Annotated in this window: 23 protein-coding genes and 1 pseudogene; 12 read left to right on the forward strand and 12 right to left on the reverse strand. The window is 61.9% G+C overall.

Going from position 1 to position 25,386, the window contains the following annotated elements:
• Positions 1 to 148 precede the first annotated feature (148 nt).
• From cyoA to C7I87_RS03045, 6 genes are all read left to right on the forward strand, one after another.
• Positions 149 to 1,162: a ubiquinol oxidase subunit II gene (gene cyoA, locus C7I87_RS03020; RefSeq protein WP_149902809.1), complete on the forward strand. Its 1,014-nt coding sequence runs from the start codon at positions 149 to 151 to the stop codon at positions 1,160 to 1,162.
• Positions 1,152 to 3,155, forward strand: a complete 2,004-nt coding sequence (cyoB, locus tag C7I87_RS03025; RefSeq protein WP_149902810.1) for a cytochrome o ubiquinol oxidase subunit I — start codon at positions 1,152 to 1,154, stop codon at positions 3,153 to 3,155. Before cyoA ends, cyoB begins: the two co-directional genes overlap by 11 nt.
• Positions 3,152 to 3,859 carry a cytochrome (ubi)quinol oxidase subunit III gene (locus C7I87_RS03030; protein ID WP_149902811.1) on the forward strand — a complete coding sequence of 236 codons (708 nt, stop codon included), beginning with the start codon at positions 3,152 to 3,154 and terminating at the stop codon, positions 3,857 to 3,859. The genes cyoB and C7I87_RS03030 overlap by 4 nt, the downstream gene beginning before the upstream one ends.
• Positions 3,856 to 4,320: a cytochrome o ubiquinol oxidase subunit IV gene (gene cyoD, locus C7I87_RS03035; protein WP_149902812.1), complete on the forward strand. Its 465-nt coding sequence runs from the start codon at positions 3,856 to 3,858 to the stop codon at positions 4,318 to 4,320. Before C7I87_RS03030 ends, cyoD begins: the two co-directional genes overlap by 4 nt.
• A gap of 97 nt (positions 4,321 to 4,417) precedes the next feature.
• Positions 4,418 to 5,167 carry a DUF4396 domain-containing protein gene (locus C7I87_RS03040; protein ID WP_246696167.1) on the forward strand — a complete coding sequence of 250 codons (750 nt, stop codon included), beginning with the start codon at positions 4,418 to 4,420 and terminating at the stop codon, positions 5,165 to 5,167.
• A gap of 41 nt (positions 5,168 to 5,208) precedes the next feature.
• Positions 5,209 to 6,429, forward strand: a complete 1,221-nt coding sequence (locus tag C7I87_RS03045) for a cation:proton antiporter (RefSeq protein ID WP_149902813.1) — start codon at positions 5,209 to 5,211, stop codon at positions 6,427 to 6,429.
• A gap of 498 nt (positions 6,430 to 6,927) precedes the next feature.
• On the opposite strand, the pseudogene C7I87_RS36705 reads toward C7I87_RS03045, so the two are convergent.
• Positions 6,928 to 7,173 (reverse strand): annotated as a pseudogene (locus C7I87_RS36705) (integrase core domain-containing protein); the annotation flags it as partial.
• A gap of 700 nt (positions 7,174 to 7,873) precedes the next feature.
• On the opposite strand from C7I87_RS36705, the gene C7I87_RS03055 reads away from it, so the two are divergent.
• From C7I87_RS03055 to C7I87_RS03075, 5 genes are read left to right on the forward strand one after another with little or no spacing between them, the layout of a single operon-like run.
• On the forward strand, positions 7,874 to 8,296 hold the full coding sequence (locus tag C7I87_RS03055; protein WP_149902814.1) for a hypothetical protein: 423 nt from the start codon (positions 7,874 to 7,876) through the stop codon (positions 8,294 to 8,296).
• Positions 8,293 to 9,468, forward strand: a complete 1,176-nt coding sequence (locus C7I87_RS03060; protein ID WP_149902815.1) for an ABC transporter substrate-binding protein — start codon at positions 8,293 to 8,295, stop codon at positions 9,466 to 9,468. Before C7I87_RS03055 ends, C7I87_RS03060 begins: the two co-directional genes overlap by 4 nt.
• Positions 9,456 to 10,418: a PQQ-dependent catabolism-associated beta-propeller protein gene (locus C7I87_RS03065; protein ID WP_149902816.1), complete on the forward strand. Its 963-nt coding sequence runs from the start codon at positions 9,456 to 9,458 to the stop codon at positions 10,416 to 10,418. Before C7I87_RS03060 ends, C7I87_RS03065 begins: the two co-directional genes overlap by 13 nt.
• The gene (locus C7I87_RS03070) at positions 10,415 to 11,140 is read left to right on the forward strand and encodes an ABC transporter ATP-binding protein (RefSeq protein ID WP_149902817.1); all 726 of its coding nucleotides are present in this window, start codon (positions 10,415 to 10,417) and stop codon (positions 11,138 to 11,140) included. Before C7I87_RS03065 ends, C7I87_RS03070 begins: the two co-directional genes overlap by 4 nt.
• Positions 11,137 to 11,943 carry an ABC transporter permease gene (locus C7I87_RS03075; protein WP_149902818.1) on the forward strand — a complete coding sequence of 269 codons (807 nt, stop codon included), beginning with the start codon at positions 11,137 to 11,139 and terminating at the stop codon, positions 11,941 to 11,943. Before C7I87_RS03070 ends, C7I87_RS03075 begins: the two co-directional genes overlap by 4 nt.
• A 1-nt stretch (position 11,944) precedes the next feature.
• Here C7I87_RS03075 and C7I87_RS03080 read toward each other — a convergent pair whose 3' ends face one another.
• The 11 genes from C7I87_RS03080 to C7I87_RS03135 all read right to left on the reverse strand — a co-directional run bounded on the left by C7I87_RS03080 (position 11,945) and on the right by C7I87_RS03135 (position 24,280).
• The gene (locus C7I87_RS03080) at positions 11,945 to 12,526 is read right to left on the reverse strand and encodes a c-type cytochrome (protein WP_246696168.1); all 582 of its coding nucleotides are present in this window, start codon (positions 12,524 to 12,526) and stop codon (positions 11,945 to 11,947) included.
• Positions 12,507 to 13,385: a cytochrome c oxidase assembly protein gene (locus C7I87_RS03085; protein WP_149902819.1), complete on the reverse strand. Its 879-nt coding sequence runs from the start codon at positions 13,383 to 13,385 to the stop codon at positions 12,507 to 12,509. The genes C7I87_RS03080 and C7I87_RS03085 overlap by 20 nt, the downstream gene beginning before the upstream one ends.
• On the reverse strand, positions 13,382 to 13,600 hold the full coding sequence (locus tag C7I87_RS35795; protein WP_246696169.1) for a hypothetical protein: 219 nt from the start codon (positions 13,598 to 13,600) through the stop codon (positions 13,382 to 13,384). Before C7I87_RS35795 ends, C7I87_RS03085 begins: the two co-directional genes overlap by 4 nt.
• A gap of 122 nt (positions 13,601 to 13,722) precedes the next feature.
• Positions 13,723 to 14,328, reverse strand: coding sequence for a cytochrome c oxidase subunit 3 (locus C7I87_RS03095; RefSeq protein WP_149902821.1), 606 nt, complete (start codon positions 14,326 to 14,328; stop codon positions 13,723 to 13,725).
• On the reverse strand, positions 14,325 to 16,301 hold the full coding sequence (gene ctaD / locus C7I87_RS03100; RefSeq protein ID WP_149902822.1) for a cytochrome c oxidase subunit I: 1,977 nt from the start codon (positions 16,299 to 16,301) through the stop codon (positions 14,325 to 14,327). The genes C7I87_RS03095 and ctaD overlap by 4 nt, the downstream gene beginning before the upstream one ends.
• Positions 16,298 to 17,308 carry a cytochrome c oxidase subunit II gene (gene coxB / locus C7I87_RS03105; protein ID WP_149902823.1) on the reverse strand — a complete coding sequence of 337 codons (1,011 nt, stop codon included), beginning with the start codon at positions 17,306 to 17,308 and terminating at the stop codon, positions 16,298 to 16,300. The genes ctaD and coxB overlap by 4 nt, the downstream gene beginning before the upstream one ends.
• Entirely contained in the window at positions 17,305 to 17,838 is a 534-nt protein-coding gene (locus tag C7I87_RS03110; protein WP_149902824.1) for a c-type cytochrome, read from the reverse strand. The genes coxB and C7I87_RS03110 overlap by 4 nt, the downstream gene beginning before the upstream one ends.
• Positions 17,835 to 18,674, reverse strand: a complete 840-nt coding sequence (locus C7I87_RS03115; RefSeq protein ID WP_149902825.1) for a substrate-binding domain-containing protein — start codon at positions 18,672 to 18,674, stop codon at positions 17,835 to 17,837. The genes C7I87_RS03110 and C7I87_RS03115 overlap by 4 nt, the downstream gene beginning before the upstream one ends.
• Positions 18,655 to 20,532: a methanol/ethanol family PQQ-dependent dehydrogenase gene (locus C7I87_RS03120; RefSeq protein ID WP_149902826.1), complete on the reverse strand. Its 1,878-nt coding sequence runs from the start codon at positions 20,530 to 20,532 to the stop codon at positions 18,655 to 18,657. The genes C7I87_RS03115 and C7I87_RS03120 overlap by 20 nt, the downstream gene beginning before the upstream one ends.
• Positions 20,529 to 21,311, reverse strand: coding sequence for a heme-binding protein (locus C7I87_RS03125; RefSeq protein ID WP_188393713.1), 783 nt, complete (start codon positions 21,309 to 21,311; stop codon positions 20,529 to 20,531). Before C7I87_RS03125 ends, C7I87_RS03120 begins: the two co-directional genes overlap by 4 nt.
• A gap of 2,132 nt (positions 21,312 to 23,443) precedes the next feature.
• Positions 23,444 to 24,280 (reverse strand): YihY/virulence factor BrkB family protein, encoded by an 837-nt coding sequence (locus C7I87_RS03135; protein WP_149902827.1) that lies wholly within the window; start codon positions 24,278 to 24,280, stop codon positions 23,444 to 23,446.
• Between the two features lie 402 nt (positions 24,281 to 24,682).
• Between C7I87_RS03135 and C7I87_RS35800 the strand changes: the two genes are divergently transcribed.
• Positions 24,683 to 25,386: TIM barrel protein (locus tag C7I87_RS35800; protein WP_246696171.1), on the forward strand; the 704-nt coding region annotated here is incomplete at its 3' end.

Raw genomic sequence — 25,386 nt, forward strand, 5'->3', positions numbered from 1 at the left:
GAAACCCCACGACCGGTGAAGGACTGGTCGTGCGTCCGGTTGCTGCCGCTGTCTTGCTCCGGATTCACCATCGCCACATCCAGGACGCTACGAAGGGCTACTTCGAATGAGAATTGGGGACCGCCAAGGCGCAAACACGGCGTCGTGCATGCTGGGCAAGGGCAAAGTCGAAAGAGGTGCCTTGCAAAGATCCAATTACGCTGCGCCGGTCGTCGCCCGAGCCGCAGCCACCCTGTTCGCCGTTGCCGCCGTTCTGACCGGGTGTTCGGGAGGCGTGTTCGACCCGCAGGGACCAATCGCGGCCGGCAATACAAAGATCCTGCTCAATTCGCTGGCCGTGATGCTGGTCATCGTGATCCCCACATTGGTCGCGTTGCTCCTCATCGCCTGGAAATATCGAGCCACAAACAGTCAAGCCCGCTACGATCCCGAGTTTGTCTATTCCGGTCGCATAGAGCTGATCGTCTGGGGAATCCCGACGCTGACGATCCTCTTCCTCGGCGGGCTCATCTACTACGGATCACAACGCCTAGATCCGCGGATGCCGATAATCTCGGATAAGCCGCAGCTGAATGTGCAAGTCGTGGCGCTCGACTGGAAGTGGCTCTTCATTTATCCCGACCAGCAAGTCGCCACCGTCAACAAGCTCGTCATCCCGGCTGGCGTGCCTGTACATTTCACATTGACTTCGGCCAGCGTCATGAACGCGTTCTTCGTACCGCAGCTCGGCAGCATGATCTACGTCATGAATGGCATGCAGACGGACCTGCACCTGCAGGCTGATCATGCGGGTACCTACTATGGGCAATCGGCCCATTTCAGCGGCGACGGCTTTTCGGACATGCACTTCCAGGTGCACGCCATCCCGGCCCAGGAATTTGGCGCCTTCCTGTCCGGCTTGAAAGCAGGAACCGGCGTCTTGAACGCTGACGCCTACCTCAAGCTGGCGCAACAGGGCAGCGATGTTTCGGCGGCCACGTTTGGTCATGCACAATCAGGCCTGTTTGATGCCATAGTGCATCAGGCGCTGCCTCCCGGCCTCGGTCCAACCAGGAACAAATCCGTCAGTGAGCCGGGCATCAGGCCCAAGGCGAACCCGTCCCCCACCGGCTCGGCGAACCCAGCGCCGCAGCATCGAGAGGAGGCGCACGATGCTCGGTAAGCTCGACTGGTCCGCCATCCCGTTTGACCAGCCGATCCCGCTTGGAGCTGCATTGATCGTGTTTATTGCCGGGCTCGGTGTGCTGGGCTGGATCACGGTAAAGGGGTATTGGCCTTATCTATGGCATGACTGGATAACTTCCGTCGATCACAAGCGCATCGGCGTCATGTACATCGTGCTTGCGATGCTGATGTTACTGCGCGGCTTCGTTGACGCAATCATGATGCGTACCCAGCAGCTGCTTGCGATCCACGGACCGGGTTACCTGCCGCCCGAGCACTTCGATCAGATATTCTCGGCTCACGGGACCATCATGATCTTCTTCGCCTCGATGCCGTTCATGATCGGCCTGATGAACTTCGTTGTGCCGCTGCAGTTGGGGATCCGTGATGTCGCGTTCCCCACGCTCAACTCGGTCAGTTTCTGGCTGACGGCGACCGGCGCCCTGCTGGTCAACATTTCCTTGGTGGTCGGGGAATTCGCGCGCACCGGCTGGCTACCCTATGCACCGCTTTCGGAACTTGCATATTCGCCCGGTGTCGGTGTGGACTACTATTTATGGGCGATCCAGATATCCGGCGTCGGAACGCTTCTGACCGGCGTGAACTTGGTAACCACCATTTTGAAAATGCGTGCCCCTGGAATGGGCTATCTGCGCATGCCCATGTTCTGCTGGACATCGCTGGCCTCGAATCTCCTTATCGTGGCTGCCTTCCCGATCCTTACCGCAACGCTGGCAATGCTGACGCTCGACCGCTACCTTGGCTTTCACTTCTTCACCAATGAAGCCGGTGGGAACCAGATGATGTTCGTCAACCTCATCTGGGCCTGGGGCCATCCAGAAGTCTACATCCTGGTACTTCCGGCCTTTGGAGTATTCTCCGAAATATTCTCCACGTTCTCGTCCAAGCCGCTGTTCGGCTACCGCTCCATGGTAGCAGCGACGATGTTCATCTGTCTCGTGTCTTTCATGGTGTGGCTGCACCATTTCTTCACGATGGGCGCAGGTGCAAATGTAAATACGGCCTTCGGCATAGCCACCTCGGTTATCGCTGTCGGAACAGGGGTGAAGATCTACAACTGGCTCTTCACCATGTATGGCGGCAGAGTTCGCTTCGAAACGCCAATGCTGTGGGCGCTCGGCTTCGTCACCACTTTCACCATTGGGGGAATGACCGGCGTCCTGCTTGCCGTCCCGCCGGCCGACTACGTTCTTCACAATTCGCTGTTCCTGGTAGCGCATTTCCACAACGTGATCATCTCAGGTGTTCTCTTCGGCGCTTTCGCCGGCTTTACGTTCTGGTTCCCAAAGGCATTCGGCTTTCGCCTGTACGAGGGCTGGGGCAAGGCGGCGTTCTGGTTAACGCTCCTCGGCTTCATCCTCGTCTTCGCACCGCTTTACGCGGTTGGTCTGGAGGGCATGACGCGCCGGCTGCAGCACATTGAAGTGGATGCCTGGGTGCCCTGGATCGTCATCGCGGCGAGCGGTATTGCGGTGATGCTGGTGGGTGCGGCGTGCCAGATTGCGCAGCTCTTCCTCTCAATCAGGGACCGTGACCAGCTTCGCGACGACACTGGTGACCCCTGGGACGGGCGCTCGCTGGAGTGGTCGACACCGTCGCCACCGCCTCCGTTCAATTTTGCGCACCAGCCCCATGTCGAAAACGAAGAGCCCTATTGGAGCATGAAACAACGCGTCATCGACGGCCAAGACCCAAGGACGGACAGGCATTACGAGCCGATCGACATGCCCAAGAACACCCCAACGGGATTCGTGACGGCCTTCTTCGCGACGGTCATCGGGTTTGCACTCATCTGGCACATCTGGTGGCTGTCAATTCTCGGGTTCCTCGGCGCCTACGCCACCTTCGTGGTGTTCGCTTGGCGCGACCAGGCCGAAATCGTGATCCCCGCCGAGGAGGTAGAGCGGATCGATTGCGACCGCACGGCCGCGCAAATGGCCTGGCTGCGGCGCGGGGAGCAAGTAAGATGAATGACCACTTCGACACGATGCCCAGCGACATCACCGCTGGAAGTGCCAGACGCGATCCCTACATGCTGGGCCGTTCGAGCGGGCTGCGAGACGGTCGCTCACGACAAGAGGGGGCCACCGGACGCGGCGAGGGCGGTCCCGCGCCGAAATTTGTAACCGTCACCTACGGATTTTGGATCTTTCTCCTGTCCGACATCATTATGTTCTCGGCATTTTTCGCCTCATACGCAGTGCTCGTCAATGCAACCGATAGCGGGCCGACAGGCAAGCAACTGTTCGACCTCACGCGCGTTGCCGTTCAGACCGGGCTTTTGTTGACCTCGACTTTCACCGCAGGCATGGCCTCACTTGCGATCGAAAGACGTTCGATGCCCGGCGCACAGGCGTGGCTGGTCGTCACGGGCGTGCTTGGAGCATTGTTCCTGCTCCTCGAGGGGCAGGAATTTATTACGATGATCGGGGAGAATGCCGGTCCCACACGAAGCGCGTTCCTGTCGGCCTTCTTCGGATTGGTCGGCTGCCATGGCGTCCATGTGGGGCTTGGCGTCCTGTGGCTTGGAACCATGATGGCCCAGCTGTGGGTGAAGGGCTTTCGCGCCGACATCTTGCGCAGACTTCACTGCTTCGGCCTCTTCTGGCATGCCCTAGACATCATTTGGGTCGCGATTTTCAGCCTGGTTTACTTGCTGGGAGCATCGCAGTGACAGATAAGACCGCACCATCCGACGCGTCCACCGACACCCGCGATGCCGCCCCCGGCGAGGAGACGATCGCGCGCAACGAGCCCGCGGCTGGAGTGCCGGGATATCTGCTCGGCTACGGCCTCGCGATCCTGTTGACGGCGGGATCCTTCGTCGCCGCCAGGACGGGGCTGATCTATCAGCCCGCCGTGATTTCCGCGCTGGTCGTGCTGGCCCTCGCACAGATTGGCGTGCACCTGGTTTTCTTTTTGCATCTGACGACCGGACCAGACAACACAAACAACATTCTGGCCCTCGCCTTCGGAGTGCTGATCGTCGCCCTGATCGTGCTCGGTTCCGTTTGGATAATGGATCATCTCGACCAGAACATGCCGCCGATGAAGCCGCAACAGCTTGCCCTGCTGGCCCGTTGTCCCGCCGAACGCCTTCCGGGTGGCGTCGGCGACGGACCGTGCGGGGCCTGATGAGCGCAAGGCAGCGCCGCTGAGGCTGAAACGCTATGGGCATGCGGCGGACCCAAGGACGACAGGACGCCTCGACAGTTCGACCCGAAGAATTGCGATGAAGGAGGAACTGATGATCCCCGAATGGTTGCGTTGGGTGGCCCTGCTGTCGTTGCTAGCCGGCATCCTGTCTTCGATCTGGATTGCATTCGACGAATTCCGAAGTCCGCAGAAGATGTGGATCATGAACCTCGTTTGGCCCGTGTGTGCTCTCTTCGGATACAGCTTCGTTCTTTTCCTTTATCTGCACTCCGGCCGGCCAAGTTCGAAGGGCACGGTCGAGCGGCCAAGCGGAGGCGCAAGGAATTCAGGCTCTCACAAGCCAGTTCTTTCGCCGACCGCGATCGCAAAGGCGGCGTTACATTGCGGAGCCGGCTGCACCGTGGGCGATGTCATTGCCGAGACGCTGGCACTTGCGTTCCCAACTGTTCTTTTGTGGCTGGGCTGGAAAACCCTGTTCGGCGAGAGAACGATTTCGGTCTGGATGCTGGACTACATCTTTGCCTTCGTGCTGGGCATTGCTTTCCAATATTTCACCATCAAGCCGATGCGACAGCTGTCCGCGAAACAAGGGTTGATACAAGCGCTCAAGGCCGATGCTCTGTCGCTGACGGCATGGCAGGTCGGTATGTATGGCCTGATGGGAGTCGGGCAGTTCTTGATTTTCAAACCGGTCTTCGGGACGAAACTGGAAGCCAACACGCCTGAGTTCTGGTTCTTGATGCAACTGGCCATGCTAGCCGGCTTTGCAACCGGTTATCCCGTAAACTGGTGGCTCCTCAGAAAAGGCATAAAGGAACTGATGTAGGCGAGCGCAAGCTGCGCCCCGCACACCAAACTGAGGTGGCCATGAACGATCTCTCGATCGTCACACTGGGGATGATCCTGCTCACCGCTTCTTTGGTGGCGATGATCTCTAGACGGCTGCAACTTCCTTACAGCGTCGGGCTTGTCGCGGCAGGTGTCGCCCTTGGCTTCATGCCTGGCGTTGCCGAACTTCCCCTTAGTCGGGATCTGATTTTCACGGTATTTTTGCCACCGCTGATTTTCCAGGCGGCACTTGCGATCGAATGGCGTCATTTTCGCCTGAACCTGCCGGTCACGATCTTGCTCGCATTTCCCGGGGTCGCGATTGCGGCCGTAGTGGTTGCGGCTGGCATGCATGTGCTGCTCGGATGGACTTGGATGGGAGCCGGGTTGTTCGGCGTGTTGATAGCGGCGACCGATCCGGTGTCGGTTATCGCGGCCTTCAGGGAAATGAAGGTTCAGCCCCGCCTCGCTCTGCTTGTCGAATCGGAAAGTCTGCTCAATGACGGCGCAGCCGCGGTTGGTTTCGGCATCCTGGCCGCAATCGCGGCAGGCGCCGAAGCGACGCCCCTGAGCATTGCGGGGTCACTGTTCTGGACGGTCGCGGGTGGGACTGCTTCCGGTGCGGCCGTGGCAGCTGTGCTCCTTCTGATCGCCGGCCGGACCGAAGACCATCTTGTTGAAATAACCCTCACGACCATCGCGGCCTATGGTTCGTTTCTGCTTGCGGAGGATCTTGGCATGTCGGGCGTGCTGGCTACTCTCACCGCAGGCTTGATTGTCGGCAACGTCGGCTGGAAAGGCGCTATTTCCGCCAATGCCAGAAGTCACGTTCTGGCGTTCTGGGAGTATGCGGCTTTCCTGGCAAATTCGATCGTGTTCATCTTGATCGGCGGCCATGAAGCCCATCAGCCACTTGGGATATTCGCGGGCACCTCGGCGGTCGCTGTCATACTCGTGCTGGTTGGCCGGATATTGGCCATTTATCCTTTCTGTGCCGTGCTTGCGGCGACATCCCTGAAGGTGGATGCCAGCTACCAGCATATCTTGGTCTGGGGCGGGCTGCGCGGCGCGCTTGCTCTGGCCCTGGCGCTCGCCCTTCCTCAAACGGTCGCCGAGCGCAGCCAAATAATCGTCGTCGCATTCGCAGTCGTTGCCTTTTCCATCTTTGTCCAGGGCTTGACCATGCCGTGGCTCATCAGACGGATGGGTCTGACCGCCGAAAGCTCGGGTTCCGCAACACGCGATTCCAGCAGCCTGTAAAGGACGGGGTCTCGGGTTGTCGACTGCTAAGCGCTATCATTTCACCAGGTCTGCAAGACGGCAGCGTGCGGGGGCGCATGCCTGTCCACCATGCCGGCCTGACCAGCTCTCCTGCCGAGCAGCGGCTCGGAGGGAGGTTTTCCAGCCGCACACCCGCGGTCGCGGGACGGCCGGCTTCTAAACACCGATTTAGCGTTGCAGGAGTTCAGGCTGCGCCTTGAACGCGGCCATGTCCGGCAGGTACGAACGAGCTTTTGAACGATGACAGGTGCAAGGCCCAGGTGCCCGCAGAGCGAATGTGGTGTCACCCCTCTTGCCCTGGCGCCTAGACACTCCAGCTTTCAAGCGTTGGCCGTTGGTTAACAATACCCATACGATCACCAGCCTGCGGCTCATTGCCGACGGCCTACCAGAGACGCCCAGGGAGGGGACACCATGTCAAACAGAATGCTTCATCTGGCCGGCGCTTTGCTGGTCGGCGCGGCCTTCGCATTTTCATCAGGCGCGGCATGCTTGCGCTGCAGACGTTTCTCGACCTTGTGGCCGCTGACGCTCCCCGTCTTTGGACCGCCCCGGGCCAGAACTTCCGGGGTGTCTGGCTCCGGTGGCGGAAGCCGCCGATGAGCCTTTCATGAGCGATATCGGCGGCTTGTTGCCGATGGCGCTAGGGGGGCGGACGGTATTGTAGTCCTTACCCCATTCCTCCATTTTCAGGCGGGCGTCGTCAAGCGTCAGGAACCAGTAGGCGTAGAAGCATTAGCCGATCTCGTCCCTCGACGCGCGTGTGGTCGCAGCGCCTAGAATGCCCGAAAACTGCTTAGCGTCAGGTCGCCTGTTCTTGAACAGGGTCCGTACGTGGGGCCATCTTGTGGCGTTTCTGTCGATTGCCACCGTCGTGGTGGTGAATACGTGATGGCCCGCTATAACCAGGTGGAGGAAAAACTTGGCCATTCGTCCTCCGCCGGGGACCGGCCAACAGAGGGCGTGCCGAAACTGGCCGAACAGATGTGTCTCGGGCTTACGAAGGGCCCCACGAGGACCGAGGTCGTCAGCAGTCATATGCATGATTGACTGGTTTTGGCCAAAAGAGGCATTCCTTGCCCGGATGGAAAGCTGCCCGTTGATCTCGCCTGAGAGGACTGAGCTCGCCCCATTTGTGGAGGGACGAAAGTCGTCAAGCGACTGGCGGCCTAGGCGTAACCGATAGGCCCACGATTGAGGAACATTCCTGGCGGCATAACGTTAGGAGAACTCTGCCACCCGGTGCACTCGTGCTAATGTCGAACTTGCAACGTGAATGGCTCTACCGGGCCGATTGGCGCCATGTATCGCGGCGCGCGGTTCTTGCAGCTATTTCCTCCTTGGTCGCGGGTAGTGCGGCCGCAGCCGCCCCCTGGCAATCGCCCACTGTACGGTCTGGCGTGCTGGGATTTGGCGCAGCCGCGTGGAACTCGACATGATCCAGCGACATGGGCTGAACATTTCACACGGCGTGTTTCGCGAGAAGCGGCATCTTGCCGGCAAGCAGGCGGGCAAGACCGCACTGCTGGCGGGCAGCGTCGAAGGCATTATATCGGAATGGCTCTGCGGGACGCGCCCGCCCGGGGAAGGCGCCGGCCTCGTTTTTGTTGGGTATTCGAGGGCGGTTGGTGCACTTGAGGCTCCCGCCGCTCTCCCCGTCCGACGGCTGGCGGATTTCAATGGCAAACGGCTCGCCAATTTGGGCCAGGTCTCACTGCTGGTGGACCGCATCGTCGATCTGGAGGGCTCGTCAGCAGATCTTGTGCGCGATGCCCGCATTGCCCGGGATGACGGATCGGCTTCACTGGGTGGACCGGCTGGAGCGCAGGCAGGCGGAGCGGGATGAAGCTGGCGCTGTCGATCGTGCTGCTCCTGTTGGTCGCTGCCCCCGGCTCCGCGGCACCCCAGACGATAGTGGTCGGCTATATCGGCCAGACGCGCACGCCACCCTTGCCTTTGGGACCGCTCGATCAGCCCGTCAGCGATGACGGACTGCAGGGCGCGCGGCTGGGCATCGCCGACGACGGCGGGACGGGGCGCTTCCTGGGCCAGCATTTCGAGCTCGATCAACGCGTGCTGAAGCCAGGCGAAGCGCCCACGGTCGCAATCGCCAGCCTTGCTGCCAGAGGCGTCGCTTTCGTCGTGGCGGATCTCGATGCGGCCACGCTGAGCCAGGCAGTTGCAGCCCCCGCAGCGGACAAGATGCTGTTCTTCAACAGCCGCGCGCGCGACGATGCGCTCCGCCAGCAGGACTGTCGCAAGAACCTCCTGCATACCGTTCCAAGCCGTTCCATGCTCGCGGACGGCCTGGCGCAATATCTCGTCTGGAAGCGCTGGCAGCGCTGGTTCCTGCTCGTCGGCCCGCATCCTGCGGACCAGGCGATGGCGGCAGCCTTACGCCGTGCGGCGACACGCTTCGGCGCCGAGATCATCGTTGACAAACCGTGGACGTTCCGCCCGGCCAGTGGCCGTGCCGACACCGGACATGTCACACTGCAGACCGAGATACCGGCCGCCACGCAGGTCGGTGATTATGACGTGCTGGTCGTCGCCGACGAGGCGGACGAGTTTGGCGCCTATCTCGAAGGCCGAACCGCATTGCCGCGGCCGGTTGCCGGGACGCAGGGGCTCGTGGCGGACGGCTGGAGCGCGGTCAACGAGGAATGGGGCGCAACCCAACTTCAAGACCGGTTTCGCAAGCAAGCCGGGCGCTGGATGACAGCTTACGACTACGCAGCCTGGCTTGCCGTGCGCAGCATCGGTGAAGCGGCAACACGCCTGCGCAGCCTCGATCCTGCTGCGATCACGGCCTATTTGCGCAGCGACGACTTCCTTCTCGCCGGCTTCAAGGGACAGGGGCTGAGCTTCCGGCCGTGGGACGGCCAGATGCGACAGCCGATCCTGATAGCGGGACCGCGGCTGCTTGTCTCCAGCTCGCCGCAGCCAGGCTTCCTGCACCAGCGCACGCCCCTCGACACGCTGGGCATCGACCTGGAGGAAAGCGCATGCAGGTTGTGATCGCTTTCCTGCTGTCTCTATTCATCCTGTCCCGCCCTGCCACCGCGGAGACGATCTACGTATCGAACGAGCAGGACAACACGGTTGCGGTGGTGGATGGCGCCAGCATGAGCCTGTCCACGACCATCGATGTCGGAAGGCGCCCGCGCGGAATGGCGCTTTCGGTAGACAAGAAACGGCTCTTCGTCGCTGTTGGCGACGACAACCGGATCGACGTTGTCGATCTCGGCAACCGGCAGGTGACCGGGCAGCTCCCCTCGGGAACCGACCCCGAGTTTTTTGTCGTGCATCCCGACGGCAAACGGTTGTTCGTCGCCAATGAGAACGACAATCTGGTCTCTGTGGTCGATATCGAGTCCGCCAAAGTTATCGGAACGATCGACGTCGGCGTCGAACCCGAGGGCATGGCGGTCAGTGCCGACGGCCGCTACGTTGCCTGCACCTCGGAGACCACCAGCATGGTGCATCTCATAGATGCCGGAACGTTTGAACTTGTCGACAACCTCCTGGTCGACACCCGTCCGCGCGCCGCGGCGTTCTCCCCCGATGGAAAGCAGCTTTGGGTGTCTTCCGAAATACGCGGAACGGTGACCGTCTTCGACACTACGTCTCGTGCCGAGACTGGTAAGATCCAGTTCGAGGTTCCCGGCATCCGCCGCGAGGGCGTCCAGGCGGTCGGCATGGAAATGGCACGCGACGGCGCCACTGCCTATGTGGCGCTGGGTCCGGCCAACCGGGTGGCCGAAGTGGATACCAAGACGCTGGCGGTGCGTCGCCTCTATCTCGTCGGCCAGCGGCCGTGGCACGTGGTGCTGTCCGATGACCAGAAGCGCCTGGTCAGCGCCAATGGCAATTCCGGCGACATCTCGTTCATCGATCTGGAAAATGAGGAGGTGGTGAAGTCGGTGCCGGTGGGACGCGGCCCATGGGGAGTGGTGATCGGTCCATGAAGGCGTTGTCACTCGAAGGCCTCGGACACAGCTTCGGAGAGCGGCGGGTTCTTAATTCCGTGTCGTTCTCGGTCGCGGAAGGCGGGATGTGCATCCTGCTCGGACGCAACGGCGCCGGCAAGACGACGTTGTTCTCGCTGGTCACTGGCCTGTATCATGCCCGATCCGGCCAGATTGATGTGTTCGGCCACTCCATGCGGACCGATCCGGCCGCTGCACTTGCCCAGATGGGTGTTGTCTTCCAGCAGCAGACGCTCGACCTCGATCTCACCGCCGCCGAAAATCTGCGCTATCACGCCTCCCTGCATGGGTTGGCGGCCGGCACCAGCGAAACGAGATTGCATGAGGAACTCGAGCGGCTGGAGGTCCTCGACCGGTGCGATGAGCCGGTACGTTCGCTATCGGGCGGTCAGCGGCGACGTGTCGAGATCGCTCGAGCCCTGATGCACCGGCCGCGCATTCTGTTGCTCGACGAGCCGACGACCGGGCTCGACGTGCCTGGGCGCCGGGCGATCGAGCAGCACGTACGCGCGCTCTGCCGGGAACGAGGTATTGCTGTTGTCTGGGCGACGCATTTCCTGGAAGAGGTGTCGGCCGACGACGATCTGGTGGTGCTGCACAAGGGCAGGCTGCGCTGGGCCGGTGGTGCCGGCCGGGTGGCAACGGACCTTGCGGTCGCCAGCGTGGCCGATGCGTTCGATGTGCTGACGGATGCGGTATGAGAAAACGTCACGCGATGCGGGCACTTACAGGCATCCTGCACCGGGAGATGTTGCGAACGCTTCGGCAGCGCGGCCGGCTGCTCTCGGCGATCGTACGGCCTTTGGTCTGGCTCGCCATCTTCGCCGCCGGCTTCCGCTCGGTGCTTGGCCTGTCGATCACGCCGCCCTATCAGACCTACGTGCTCTATGAGGTCTATGTCGTCCCGGGGTTGGCCGCCATGATGCTGCTATTCCATGCCATGGCGAGCTCGCTGGCGATGGTCTACGACCGTGAGATGGGCAGCATGCGGCTGTTGCTGACGGCACCACTACCACGCTGGTACCTGCTGGCCGCGCGGCTGCTGGCGAGCGTCATAGTCGGTCTGCCGCTGGTCTATCTGTTTCTGCTGATCGCACGTCATTGGGACGTGCGGCCGCCGGTTCTAGGTTATCTCGCAGTGTTTCCGGCGCTTGTCTTGTCAGGCCTGATGCTCGGCGCGTTCGGGTTGCTGGTATCGTCCATTTCGACGCAGATGGAGAACTTCGCCGGCGTGATGAACTTTGTCATCTTCCCCACCTTCTTCGCCTCGACGGCGCTTTATCCGATATGGCGGCTCGCCGAGGCGGGGCCGGTGCTGGCAATGATTGCCGCATGGAACCCGTTCAGTTCGGCGGTCGAACTGATACGCTTCACGCTATACCTGAACTTCGATCCCGTTTCCGCTCTTGTCGTTCTCGCCTGTTTCGTCGTGTTTTTCCTCGCCGCGGTGGTCGGCTACGACCCCGGGCGTGGCCTATGGTCCCGGCGCGGCGGCGACGGCTAAATCATCTCAGAGCATAAAGGTAAGCGGCAATGTCGCGCGCCTGCTGCTCTGTGATCCTCGTCGACGGCATGGCCGTGTGCGGATTGATCTCCCTGGCCTCCCGTATCCAGCGGATCAGGTTCTCCGGATTGTTCGCCAGCACGCCGCCGATAAAGACCCGGTCGGCAAGGCTGGCGTCGAGGCGCGGACCAACCTGGCCTTGTGCCCCCGGCACGCCTGGGATTGTATGGCATCCGGAGCAGCCATTCGCCGTCATGATCGGAATGGCGCGCGCGCCCACGCCGCCGGTCGCCATCTCGGACTCGTGGAGAACACGATCGCGTCGGTCGGACCACAAGGTCGCCGCGGCGACTGCCGCGGTCAGCAGCAGGATCGCGGCGAGCGCGCCGCCGATCTTTCTGACCAGGCTGGAGCGCGCGCGTTTCCCCCCTGGGTGGCGCGCGTCCACGCCGGTAGCCACGTCCGAGTCGTGGCAAACACGATCGCGCCGGTCGGACCACAAGGTTGCTGCGGCGACTGCCGCGGTCAGCAGCAGGATCGCGGCGAGCGCGCCGCCCACCATCCTAGCCAGGCCGGAGCGCATGGCTTGCCTCCCTGATTCCGCTCTTGCTTATCCAAAGGCCGGCAAGCAGCAAGGCGGCCCCGCCATAGATCAGGCCGGCGGGAATCCACATCACCAGGCCGGCGAGCTGCTGGTCCTCGATCGGAGTCAGACCCCAGAGTGCCGCGCCAGCGGCATTCTGGGGGTACCAGAGTTTGGGCGAGAACAGCAGCAGCACACCAAGGAGACCGGTGTGCAGCGACGTTAAGAAGAGATGCATGACCGCGCTGCCATAAGCCCGCTGGCGGCCGGCACGCGGCAGAATCACCCACCAGAATAGCAAGGCCGTGCCGAGGAAGCTCGCATGCTGGGCATAGTGCAGCACGCCCTGCTGAAGTGCTGCCTCGAAGAGGACGGGGACGTGCCAGATCCAGATCGCGATACCGTGGATGACGGTTGCGTTGAGGGGGCGGCTGACAACGGACCAGACCATCCGGAAAATGTTGCCGTGCGTGAGCCTTCCCGTCCCTTGGCGGAGCGCGGCCGGCAATGCCCATATCAAGGCTGCGCCGGGGCAGGCGGCGACAAGGAGCGGCGCAGCGACCGCCATCAGCAGTTCATGCTCGATCATGTGAGCGGCAAACACCCGTTCGCCAAGCGCATGGACTGGGCTGACCAGCGCTCCGGTCAGCACGCCCCAGCCGGCGGCGAACAACAGCGCCTGTCGCGTCCGCTCGGGGCGGCCCCTGCTGCTGCGGCGCCACAGCCGGCGTGCTCCGACCGCATAGGTGAGCGCGATTGCCGCCAAAGGGACCGTGATGGGAAACGCAAGCGTCCATCCCGCTTCGGGCGCGCCGGCGCCATAGCAGACCGAAGTTGAGAAGAAGGCCTCGAAGCTCATCGCAGGCACTCGTCGAGAATGAGCGCGGCGCTGCCTTGCATGACGATGACGAGGGCAAAAAGCAAAGCCGCAAGAATGCCGAGATCGGCGACGAATTGCTCCGTGGTGCGCGCGCGCTCCGCCTTGAAAGCCGCGCCCCCCTGCCGCCTTGCCCGCCAAGAAAGCATACCGCCGAGAAGCGAAAGCAAGGCCAGCAGCAATGTGATCGGAAGCACGACTGGAACCTGGCGATTGCACTGCCAAGGAACAAGCGCGTAATTCAGCTGCGTGGAGATCGCCCAAGCCAAAGGCCCCGATAGAAGGCCACCCCAGGACGTTCCCAATCGGAGCGCGCGCATCAGCCCAGCCTCGGTACCCAGTAGATGAGCAGGTAGATCGGGATCCAGGTGAGCACCACGAAATCCCAGTAGAAGACGTTATCGCCCACGTCGCCGAAACGCCGGCCGCTATATCCATGGCGTGTGAACATCAGCACAGTCAGCACGATCGTGTCGCCCACATCGGTGATCAGATGGGTGGTGTGCAGCCCAAGCAGCACCCAAAGCAGCGAGCCGTATGCGTTTGTGTCCCAATAGATATGCAACGCCGGGAACTCGAACCAGCGCACCACGAGCGGAGCGAGGCCGAACAACGACATCACAATCATGCCGATCCGCACCGGTACGATTGCGCAATGCTCGGCGTAGCGATTGAGGATGTGGTTTGGCACAAGGCTGGCGACCAGCAACAAGGTGACGACCGTTCCTGGCCAATGGTTTGGTTCCGGGGCGCTCAGACGCCAGTTGGGCCATGACATCGCAAGGTAGAGATAGGCGCCGGCGGCCAGCGCAAAGCCCGTCCCTTCTAACGCCATGAAGCCGAGCGTACCCCACCAGGTCGGGCTGCGAGGACCACGGCCAAACGTAGGGAGGGCGGAAAGGTCGGTGACGGGCCGCTGGTTCATTCCTCGTCCTCCGGATCGCCCTTGGGCCAGAACCAGCCGACCAGCGTGAGCGCGATCGGCACGGCGCCCCACACGATCGCCCACGGCGTGAAGATCGAGTAGAGGAAAGTGGCGCCCACGGCGATCGCCGCCAACAGTGGCCAGATCGATGGCGTCGCCGATTTCTCGCGGATGTCGGGATGGGCCTCGGCCACGGTCGAGATGAGCAACTCGCGGACATCGACGCGTAGGCCGGTAGCGACCGGAAGCGTCTCTCGTTCGGCCCACAGCGGCTCGACGTTCGTCACGATTGGAATGCGCGTGAAATTATAGCTCGGAGGCGGCGAGGACGTGGCCCATTCCAGGGTGCCCGCGTCCCAGGGATTGTCCCCGGCCGGTGCCCCTTTCAATGCGCCATGGATAAGGTTGAAGGTGAACAGCACGAAGCTCAGGAAGAACAGCATCGCGCCAGCGCTGATGAACAGGTTGATGTTGCCCCAGCCAAGCTCCGCCGAATAGGTGTAGACCCTGCGCGGCATGCCCCACAGACCGACAAGATGCATCGGGAAGAAGGCCGCGTTGAAGCCGATGAAGGCCAGCCCGAAATGCCAGCGTCCTAGACGTTCGCTCATCATGCGTCCGGTTATCTTGGGGAACCAGAAATAGGCCGCGCCCAGCAGCGGGAATACCGATCCGCCGATCAGCACGTAGTGGAAGTGGGCGACGACGAAATAGGTGTCGTGCACCTGGAGGTCGAGCGGCACAGAGGCGAGCATGACGCCGGTAAGCCCGCCGATGACGAAGATGAAGAAGAAGCCGAAGACGAACAGCAGCGGCGTGCGGATCACCGGTCTGCCATCCCACAAGGTCGCCAGCCAGCAGAAGATCTGCACGCCATTGGGGATGGCGATCAGCATGCTGGACGCCGTGAAGAAGCTCGCCCCGAGCTTCGGCAATCCCGTCGCAAACATATGGTGCACCCAGAGGCCGAACGACAGGAAACCCACCGAGATCAGCGACAGGACCAGCCCGAGGTGGCCAAACGTTGGTCGCCGGGCAAAAGCAGGAATGATCGAAGAGACCATGCCTGTCGCCGGCAGGAAGATGATGTAGACCTCGGGATGGCCAAAGAACCAGAACAGATGCTGGAACAGCAGGGCGTCGCCGCCCTCGGCTGGATTGAAAATGTGGGTTCCGACAAGCCGGTCGAGGATGAGGAAGGTCGAGGTAATCATAACGGCCGGCATGGCGAAGACGACGACGAAGGAAGTGACCAGCAGTGCCCATACATAAAGCGGTATCTTGTCCAGCGACATGCCGGGCGCACGTTGCTTGAACACGGTGACGATGGTGGCGACGGCCACCGCAAGCGACGATACTTCAGTATAGGTGATCATTTGCGCCCAGACATCGGCGCGCTTGCCGGGGGAAAATTCCGGTCCGGATAGGGGCACATAGGCGAACCAGCCGACATCCGGCGCCATGTTGAGGAGGAATGAGATCCAGGCAAAGGCCCCGCCCGAGACGTAGATCCAGTAGCCGAATGCATTGAGTCGCGGGAATGCGATGTTGCGGGTGCCGACCATCAGCGGCACCAAATAGATTCCCGTTGCCTGCACGATGGGCACAGCGAACAGGAACATCATGGTGACGCCATGCATCGTGAACAGCTGGTTGTAGAGGTCCGGTCCGATCAGCCCGCGCTGCGGCCCCGAGAGTTGGACACGCATCGCGACAGCGTTCAGCCCACCAAGGCACAGAAAGATGAAGGCCGTGATCAGATAGCGCCTTGCGATGACCTTATGGTCGACGCTCGACAGGGCGCCGATGATGCCGGGCGGCGTGCGCCATGCCCGGGTGAGCCAGCGGTGGAGGCTGGCATCGTCCATGCCGGTATCGCGCGGTCCGTCAGGCTCGGGAGCCAGATCGCCTTTGCTGGCGGTCTCGCGTTTCGGCGGCAGGTCGCGTTCGCTGGTCAGATCCGCGCTGCTCATTTCAGACCCTCGAGATAGGCGACGATGGCGTTGAGTTCGTCGCCGTTGAGCTCCACCACAGGCATATGGGAACCGGGCTTCACGCCTTGCGGATCCGCTATCCAGGCGGCGAGATTGCCTCGGCTCATCGTCAAGGTGCCGGCGGCGAGCGTTCGCCGGCTGGCAATATGCGTCAGATCCGGCGCGACGGTTCCTCCCGCTGGAGTGCCCCCGATCCTGTGGCACATCACGCAGGGGCGACTGAGGAACAGGTCCTCGCCAGCCTTGGCCTCGTCGCTCGCTGGAGGGCCAGCCGGCTGCAACTGGTCGTTCCACCAGGCGTCGAACTTTGCCCTCGGTTCGGCGATGATGAAGGTGCCCATGTTCGCATGCTGCGCACCGCAGAACTCGGCGCACTGGCCCCGATATACGCCGGGCTTGTCGGCTTTGATGTCCAGCACATTAATATGGCCTGGGATGAGGTCGAGCTTGCCGGAAAGGCTCGGGACCCAGAAGGAATGGATCACGTCCGTCGAGGTCAGCAGAAGCCGTACCGGCTCCCCGGCGGGAATGTGGATCTCGTTCGCCGTGGTCAGGATGCGGCTTGGCGTGGCGTCTTCGTAGCGCACCTCCCACCACCATTGGTGGCCGGTGACGCGAATGGTGAGCGCAGCGTCGGAGCCGATCGCCGCAAGCGTCCTGTTGGCGAAGAAGCTTAGCAAGGTCAGCCCGACCACGATCGCGGCGGTCAGCCCAACGGCGATCACAACAACGCGCAACTTTCGACGATCGGCACCAGAGTCGAGCGCGAGCGGCTCGGAACGTGCGAGAGGCCGCATCAACAGCGGCGTCGCCAGGGCGATCATAACCAGGACCCAGATCACCGCGCAAAGCGCGGTGAAAAACCAGATGAGCCATGCCAGTTCGCTGGCAGCGGGGCCTTTCGGGTCGAGCGCCGACTGCCATCCCGAGCATCCCTGCAAAAATACGCAGGCCGTGCCGAACCCGGTCCACGCAAGGCGCTTCACGGTGACTTCCCCAAGGTGGCTGCATCCGGCATGCGGTTTTCCGAGGGATGCGGCATCATGTCGTCATTGCGTTGGGGCGCGGCGGATGAGGGTGCGTTGCCACTCAGCGAGCGGACGAAGGCGGCAAGCTCCCAAATCTGGTCATCGGGGATTTTGTCACGGAAGCTCGGCATCCCTTTTGGCCGCCCGTCCCGGATCGTAGCGTGGATGTTCTCAATCGAACTGCCGTAAAGCCATTTCTGGTCCATCAAGGCCGGCCCCATGCCGCCGCCGCCATTGGCATGACAGCCCGAACAGTTGAACCAGCTGAAGAGGCGCTTGCCCTCGCTGAGGTGGAAAGCATTGGCCTCGAAGCTGGCTGCCTTGTTGTCGCTGGCGGAAGGCCGCTGTCCACCGGGTTCCAATGTCGTCACAGGCATCGGCTGCTCGCCCGATCCGAGCGAGGACTGCGGGCGTGTGTCCCGCTCCTCGCGCTGGCATGCCGCAAGAGTCAGCAGCGTAAACAGGAACATAGCGGCGCCGTGCCTCATCGCACTGGGCTCCCGGGGCCATCGAGGCGCGGCACGCCATATTGTGACAGCAATGCGTCGATGTCTGCCTTGTGCCTGGCCAGCGCGCCGTTCACTTCGCCGCGCAGCGCATCGTCCTCGCGCCGAACGCCCATCGAGATGTCGTAGATCATGGGCAATTGCGGTCCGTCGATGCGAGGCGTGACCGGCGTGATGCGGAGCGGCACTTTCTGCTTGGCGGCGAAATAGCCGGCGAGCGGACCCCAGACAACGGCAAGATCGATGTCGCCGGCGGCCACCGCTTCAACGATGCGCGCCGGAGGGTTGGGTGCGGAGTAGTCGCCATAGACGGGATAGCCGACGAGATGCCCGACGATGCCGCGGCGGCCGAGCGCCTGGACGGGAGGCGAATTGACACCGTCGTCGCCGATGAGTTGCACGCCGATCCGCATATCGCGCAGCCGCGGATCGTTGAAGGACGCCACATCCGGGCCGTCCTGGCGGGTGACGAAAACATAGGAGGACCGATAATAGGGTGTGGTGGTGCGCAGCATTTCGAGATTGGCCGGCGTGCCGGGCACGAGATCGCAAAGGCCGGCCTTCAGCGTGTTGCGCACGAAGCCGCGGCGCTGTGCCCACCAGGTGTAGGTCAGCTTGGCGCCGAGATCGGCGGCAACGATCTCGGCGATCTTGTTCTCGAAGCCTTGGCCAGCGGCGTTGGAAAATGGCATGTTGTTCGGGTCGGCGCAGACCCTCAGTTCACGGGCATCGGCTCGCGCCGGCAAGAGCAGCAAGGCGAGCGCGGCCATGCCGAGCGCCAGGCGCGCGGCCCAGTGTTCAGGGCAGCCGGAACACATAAAGCGTGCCTCCCGCCGTTGTGGCGTCCTTTAAATCCTTCATCGCGTTGACGAAACCGAGGGCGGCGGTGGCGTCGCGCGGATCGAGATCGCCGGATACGATGGCGCCGGCCCAGCCGCCGACACCCGACAGGATCGCCACATATTGATGTCCGTCGGGACCTCGATATGTGATGGGCTGGCCGATGATGCCGGACCCCGTCTTGAACTGCCAAAGCAGATCCCCAGTCTTCGCGCTGACCGCCTTGAACCAACCTTCCATTGTCCCGTAGAAGACGACGTCCCCGGCGGTCACGACCGTGCCGCTCCACACCGGGAAGTTCTCCTTGAGACTCCAGGCGGGTTTCTCCGCCGCGATGTCCCAGGCGGTGAAGGCGCCCCGGTTCCCCCCGGGCCCGGGGATCATGCGCACGTTCATGCCGACATAAGGCGTGCCGGCGATGTAGTTCACCTCGACGCCTTCTTCGTCCATGCACAAATTATTATGCGGGATGTAGAGCAGCCTGGTCTTCGGCGAGAACGCAGAAGGCTGCCAATCCTTGAGTCCCGACGCGGTCGGGCAGATGTCGCGGACGACCTTGCCTGTCCCGGTCTTCTTGTCCGGGTTTTCGATCAGACGACCGCTCTTGAGATCGACACCCTTGCTGGAATTGACGGACCCGAAAGGCTTCGCCGACAAAACTTCGCCGGTGGTCCGGTCGAGGATGTAGAGATAGCCGTTGCGCTCGGGCCGGACCAGCACCTTGCGCGGCTTGCCCTGCCAGTTCATGTCGAGCAGGATCTGCTCGTTTATCCCGTCATAGTCGTGGAGGTCGTGCGGGCTCCATTGGTAGAACCATTTCGCCGCTCCGGTATCGGGATCGCGCGCGAAGATGCCTGACGTCCATTTGTTGTCGCCCGGCCGCAGATCGGGGTTCCACGGTCCAGGATTGCCGGTGCCGTGGAAGATCAGGTTGAGATCCGGATCGTAGGAAATCCAGCCCCACATGTTGCCGCCACCGATCCTCCAGGCCTCCGGGGGCCATGTCGTGACGCCAAGATCCTTGCCCTTGTCCATGTCGTAATGCGGCCTGAAGTCCGGGCCGATAAGCACGTCCTTGTCAGGCCCGGTGCCGTAGGCCGTCCAGACGACGTGACCGTCTGCGGCGTCGAGCGCCTTGACCCAGCCACGAACACCCATCTCGCCGCCTGAATTGCCGACCAGCACTTTGCCTTTCACCACCAAGGGCGCCATGGTGATGGTCTCGCCGATGTTGATGTTGCCGATATGGGCGTTCCAGATCGGCTGGCCGGTGTTCGCGTCGAGCGCGATGGTGTGCCCGTCCAGTGTGTTGAAGAAGATGCGTCCGCCTGCGAAAGCCGCGCCGCGATTGACGACATCGCAACAGGCAACCCCTTGCGCCGCAGGCTCAGGGTTGGGTTCGAACTTCCATTTCATCGGCGCACCCGGCTTGGTGAGATCGAGCGCGTAGACGATGTTGGGGAAGGGGGTCACGATGTACATCATGCCGCCGACGACCAGCGGTGCCGCTTCCTGGCCCTTATTTATCCCGGTTGAGAAGGTGAAGGCCACCTGCAGGTTCTTGACGTTGCCTTCGTTAATTTCCGTGAGCTCACTGTAACGGGTCGATGCGTAGTTCTTGGCCGGCATCGTCCATTGCCCGTCGTCGCGCGGAGCGGCGGAAGCAGGCGGCGAAATCGCCGACTCTGGCGGAGCTTCCGAAGCAGCCGTCAGCAAGGGAGTGCAAACCAACAGCAACGCCGCAGAGAAGCTCTCAAGACGTTTTCGCAAGGCCGCCGAGCGGTTGGTGCGTACCGCGTCGACGCAAGGTACTACGGACTGCGCTGTTTGCTTCATTTTGGCGTCGAACCTCCGACGCCGGAACCGAGTTCGGCCGCGACGTCGGCCTCGGTGCCCGCGCATAGCGGGTGCCCCCAGCCAGAGGCGCTTTTCCCACCGGGATCGAGATCATAGATGATGGCATCCTTGCGGTTGGGATTGACGCCCGCCGGGACCTTGTCCAGGCCGAGGGCCGCGCGAACACGCCAGGCGACATTGTGGTCGGCACAGGAGGAATCGCCACTGACGCCAAGCGCGCCGACGATCGTCTTGCCGTCGTAAAGAGCCAGGCCCCCGCCAAACACGACGACGCCGCCGATCGGCTTTCCGATCAGCGGATCGTCGGCGCTGCCGAAAGCCTTGGCATCCCCGGCATAGGCTGTCGCCTGATTAACGGGGTTGGTGGCCTGCAGCCCGAACAGCGGCCCACCAGGTTGCACGCCGGCGTAAAGGTTCGCCGTTGAGAGAGCCATGCTCGCCAGGCTGAGCCCATTAGCCGTATTCGCCTTCTCGGCCGCGATGAGCCGGCTGCCGGGCCATTGTGCATCGACGGTGGGCCCACTGAAGGCGACGGCGCAGACCGTCCCGTCGCGGGCGACGACGGCCGCCCATTCATTGGTCTCGAGGCCACCATTGGCCGGGCCACCGCTGGCCTTGACATTGGCCTTCAAGGCGGCGAGCAGCTTGTCGTGATCGGCAGGGCACGGTGCCTGGGCTTGCGCAGCATTTTGTGCCAGCCCAACAACGGTCAGGATCAATAGGCACAGCGCTGGTAACGTAAACTGGCGACGGTCCATGGCTCCTCGAAACACCCTATCCACGCAAGCGATCCGCTCTGTCGCACCGAACAAACGAAGCGCTGCTTTGTTCCTGAAGCAAGAACGAGGGAAGAATTGCAGGGCGGCAGGTGCATGAGGCCGAAGGGGCACAAGGGGTTGCACGTGCGAGCGACCTGCGAATTCAAAATCAAACCTCGTGAGCCCAATTCCCCGGGGGCTGCCGCTCTACCTCGGAGCGTAAGACCTGGATGCCGCCAGGCGCTCCGAGATCGCAACCTGGGAACAAGCTGAACTGCCCTGCGTTGGACAGCCAAATGGAACAGCTTCGATCAGATTTGGCGGCGATGGCGCAACCTGGCTACTGGTTGGCTATGGTGCTTTTGTTTATTCCTTACGGAGTGGGCGTGTTCTTGCTGGTCAGGACGTGCAACTGCCTTTGACTTGATCCGCGGGCCGTGAGGTGCCGAGCGCGGCGGCATGGCCGAATTCGGCGCAGATCATGTTCGGTATCAGCCACGTCGCATGAACGATCTCGGGTCTTCTTGAGGAGCTACCCGCAGCGCATCCAAGGAGCCCAGCTCCGGTCTGTTTGCCCTCGGCTGACGGGAAAGGCAGACGCTGGCAATCGGGCTGAACCGTTCGAGCCTGACACACCCACGGGGGGTACTTCAGTTGGCGGGAACAGGCTAAAACAACGGTATCTGCCAGAACGCCTCTGCTCGACACCGCTTTCATCAATGCCCTCGTGCTCAGGAACGCGCCTGGCCGCGGCGAAGAGGACTCGCTGCGAGATTTCAGAGAGATGACTTTAAACGACCTCACCGCGGGCGCGGCTCTGCGGTCAGACTGCTACCGCGACCTAGCTGGCAATGGAACCTTGGTTGCTAGTGTTGAACGGTGACTGGTTGCCCAAGTGGCATGTAGCTGCCGCGAAAAGACAATCTGACGAGTTGGAAAAGACGCGCTGCTCAGGGCAGCATGTCGGACGACGTCCGCGGCGCCCGGGCGATTACCGCGCGAGCTTGTGAGTTCCTGAATCGCGGGCGGTCAATCTTGATCAGCGGCGTTGCACTTCCTAACCGGCTTGTAGCCTCACAGGGGGCGGGTGCTCGGCCTCACCGAGCCGAGAGAGACTTACGATCTCACGCAACCAAGTCAGTTTGCCGGCATTGATATCTGGAAGCGCCGGAGGAGGCCTATGCTACACTACAGCGTGCCCCGGGAATTTCGATCGGTGACGAGGTCGCTTTGACGGGTACCGTCACCTCGATACTGCCCAGCGGACGGGCCCAAGTAAGCATTCCGTCGTATGGCCACCCTATTCGGTTGACCCGCCACCCAAAACCCGCACTGGAGATGACATCGTTCTCGTCGGGGATATCATCCGCATCGATCGCAAAGCCGACAAGTTGACGGTGCGGATTGACTGCGGGGGCATAATCACTGTCGGACCCTCTGCGATTACCAGGTTGAGAAGGCACCGTCGGCCCTCGTCGCGCTGACGCTCACGCGGCTTGCAGAGTGCCCGCACGATGAGTTGCCGGGTGGATCTGTTGGAGCGCCATGCCGCAGTAATTTGTCGTCCAGCAGTGGCCTGCGGCGGCTCGCAGATGGCCGCAGTTTGCAAGCACTAACTTTGTTGTTCGTGGGGCTCACCGGTTTGTGCGGTACCCCCCTCCGAAAAGGAGCGGCGTCGCGGTTGGCCTGCTGGTGAAAGACGGCCCTGCTCACGGCCTATTTGCTTGCCGAATTTGTAGGCCAGACAGAGGGCAGCGAATTGAACGAGTATGCGTATCATGAGGTCTCCTTTCCCACCATCAACCAGCCCTGCGCGTTTATGTTCCAGTTCGGTTTTGCCGGAGGCTGAGTGCTGAGGCGCACGGCAACGAGTCCGATCGGGTCATACCGGGAGGAAGTCGACGGCGGCGGGTGCGCCATGCTTGGTCGTCTCGGGTCCGTGTCAGTATTACCAGCGGGATACGCCCGGCGCTGGCGGCGGGCCCGAAACGACGGTTGGTTTCCAGGGCGCGTGGTGACGTCGATCGATCTGTGCTTGCTCCAGGAACGTCAGTCCCGCACTTAATCGCGTCTTCTCCTCGCAGGCGGCCCCTCTGCGGCCTTCGCTCAACCCGGTGAAGCTTCACTAAGGGTCACCGGCTTCCGTGTTGCAAAGAGTAGGCGTGAGTGAATTCTGCACCGAGAAGAAAAATCAGCGAAGAGTAGTAGATCCAGAGCAGCACAATGATCAACGCGCTGGCGGCTCCGAATGAAGATCCCATGGCGCTGCTACCCAGGTACAACCCGATCAGGCTTTTGCCAACCGTGAAAAGCGCGGCTGTGACAAACGCTCCGAACCACACGTCGCGCCATTCCAGATGTCGGTCCGGCAGGACCTTATATATGGTGGCGAAGAGCACTGCTATCAGCAGGTAGGAAATCAAGACATTCAGCCCTTCAATCAAGATCGATCCAAACGGCAAAAGGCGATTGATCGTGTCGCCTAGCGCGGTAATGGCGGCGCTCACAGCAAGCGAAACGATCAGCAGGAAGCCGAGGGCGATCACCAGTCCCAAGCTGGCCGTTCGCGCACGGATCAAGCGAGAGACCGAGCCTCCTTGGGGTTTTGCTTTCCAGATTTCATTCAAGGCCGTCTGCATCTCACCGAATACGCCCGAGGCTGTCAGCAACAGCGTGACTAGGCCTACAATCGTTGCGATGGCACCAGACGATCGGTTGGATGCGCTTCGAAGTGCGCTTTGTATTACGTCCGCGCTTTGACCGCCCATCAGGCCTGTCAGTTGACCCGCGACGGCATTGCGCGCCGCGGCCTGTCCAAACACCAGGCCTGCGACGGCCACGACCAACAAGAGAATGGGTCCCAGAGAGGTCACGGCGAAGAACGCCATTGCGGCGCCATGACTGAAAGCGCTGTCGCCGATGAAGCCGGCCACGCTCGATTTCGTAATTCGCCAGGCCTTGTCCAGCATCTGTTTTTCCCGCTAGCCGCGGCCGCGCAAGGCTCGATGTCAGCCGCCATCGTCGCTAAACAAGACGGTCAGTTAATTGTTCCCGTCGAGTTAGCCTCAGTGCGGGTTCAACGGCGCTGGTGAACCTCGTGTAGGCCGATCCCGCGGCGCGGCTGCGCGTCCTGGGGTTGCCGCATATCGAGCCCCGGGGAAATCGGTATCGGTATGTATGTCAGTCCATAGTAAAAATCGCAGATCAAGTCCGCCAGCTTGACGGCTTCGAACTTCTCGCTGGCCACCGTTTCCATGTTGTCCTAGTCGGCGGCCAGAAGGTCCAAATCCTGGCGAACTGAACTTGAGCTCCCGGTCGCCGTCGAATTCATCGAGCGTGATGCAAAACGTTCAGGTTTGCATCGATCGTGTTTGGATGGGATCGGAAGCGGCGCCTATCTGACCAACTCGCTGGTGGTGACGTTCTTCTCGGTTGCGATCGCCGTGGTGGCCGGCGCGTTGGGCGCCTATGTGATCGCGCGCTTTCGTCTGCCTTTCGCGATGGAGCGCAAGGTCGGATTGTTCCTGCTGACGCTGCGCATCGTGCCGCCGGTCGTCATCCTTATTCCGGTCTACCTGCTGATGCTCAAGCTCGGCCTGCTCGACAGCTGGCTGGGTTTGATCGCCACCTACACCGCGTTCAACATCACCTTCTGCGTCTGGATGATGGAGAGCTTCTTTCGGGAGATCCCCGTGGATCTGGAGGTCGTGTACCAGACTTTGTTCAAGCTGCGTAACGCTGTCGGAGAGACGGTCGGCGCCAACTATGATCCCAGTCACCCGCTGTGGATGGGGGCGGATCCGATTGCCGGCGTTCGCACGCTCGGCTCGGCAATCTACTATGTCCATGCCAAGGATACCCGGATCGAGCCCACCGCCGCGGCCATCGACGGCACGCTGGATCCACGTCCACCAAACCTATATGCCGAACGAGCCTGGAATTACATCACACTCGGTTACGGTCACGGTGAGACCTGGTGGCGGCAGTTCTGTACCGCGCTCAAGCAGGTCGGCTACGACGACGTCTTGTCAATCGAGCACGAGGACATGATGCTGACCCCGATGGAAGGAATGCG

It is taken from the genome of Mesorhizobium sp. SARCC-RB16n (assembly GCF_008520305.1).
Taxonomy (GTDB): Bacteria; Pseudomonadota; Alphaproteobacteria; order Rhizobiales; family Rhizobiaceae; genus Mesorhizobium.

Coding starts and splice junctions, on each gene's coding strand:
- cyoA (WP_149902809.1), top strand. CDS start 149: ATGCTGGGCAAGGGCAAAGTCGAAAGAGGTGCCTTGCAAAGATCCAAT.
- cyoB (WP_149902810.1), top strand. CDS start 1,152: ATGCTCGGTAAGCTCGACTGGTCCGCCATCCCGTTTGACCAGCCGATC.
- C7I87_RS03030 (WP_149902811.1), top strand. CDS start 3,152: ATGAATGACCACTTCGACACGATGCCCAGCGACATCACCGCTGGAAGT.
- C7I87_RS03040 (WP_246696167.1), top strand. CDS start 4,418: ATGAAGGAGGAACTGATGATCCCCGAATGGTTGCGTTGGGTGGCCCTG.
- C7I87_RS03045 (WP_149902813.1), top strand. CDS start 5,209: ATGAACGATCTCTCGATCGTCACACTGGGGATGATCCTGCTCACCGCT.
- C7I87_RS03060 (WP_149902815.1), top strand. CDS start 8,293: ATGAAGCTGGCGCTGTCGATCGTGCTGCTCCTGTTGGTCGCTGCCCCC.
- C7I87_RS03065 (WP_149902816.1), top strand. CDS start 9,456: ATGCAGGTTGTGATCGCTTTCCTGCTGTCTCTATTCATCCTGTCCCGC.
- C7I87_RS03070 (WP_149902817.1), top strand. CDS start 10,415: ATGAAGGCGTTGTCACTCGAAGGCCTCGGACACAGCTTCGGAGAGCGG.
- C7I87_RS03075 (WP_149902818.1), top strand. CDS start 11,137: ATGAGAAAACGTCACGCGATGCGGGCACTTACAGGCATCCTGCACCGG.
- C7I87_RS03080 (WP_246696168.1), bottom strand. CDS start 12,526: ATGCGCTCCGGCCTGGCTAGGATGGTGGGCGGCGCGCTCGCCGCGATC.
- C7I87_RS03085 (WP_149902819.1), bottom strand. CDS start 13,385: ATGAGCTTCGAGGCCTTCTTCTCAACTTCGGTCTGCTATGGCGCCGGC.
- C7I87_RS03095 (WP_149902821.1), bottom strand. CDS start 14,328: ATGAACCAGCGGCCCGTCACCGACCTTTCCGCCCTCCCTACGTTTGGC.
- ctaD (WP_149902822.1), bottom strand. CDS start 16,301: ATGAGCAGCGCGGATCTGACCAGCGAACGCGACCTGCCGCCGAAACGC.
- C7I87_RS03110 (WP_149902824.1), bottom strand. CDS start 17,838: ATGAGGCACGGCGCCGCTATGTTCCTGTTTACGCTGCTGACTCTTGCG.
- C7I87_RS03115 (WP_149902825.1), bottom strand. CDS start 18,674: ATGTGTTCCGGCTGCCCTGAACACTGGGCCGCGCGCCTGGCGCTCGGC.
- C7I87_RS03120 (WP_149902826.1), bottom strand. CDS start 20,532: ATGAAGCAAACAGCGCAGTCCGTAGTACCTTGCGTCGACGCGGTACGC.
- C7I87_RS03125 (WP_188393713.1), bottom strand. CDS start 21,311: ATGGACCGTCGCCAGTTTACGTTACCAGCGCTGTGCCTATTGATCCTG.
- C7I87_RS03135 (WP_149902827.1), bottom strand. CDS start 24,280: ATGCTGGACAAGGCCTGGCGAATTACGAAATCGAGCGTGGCCGGCTTC.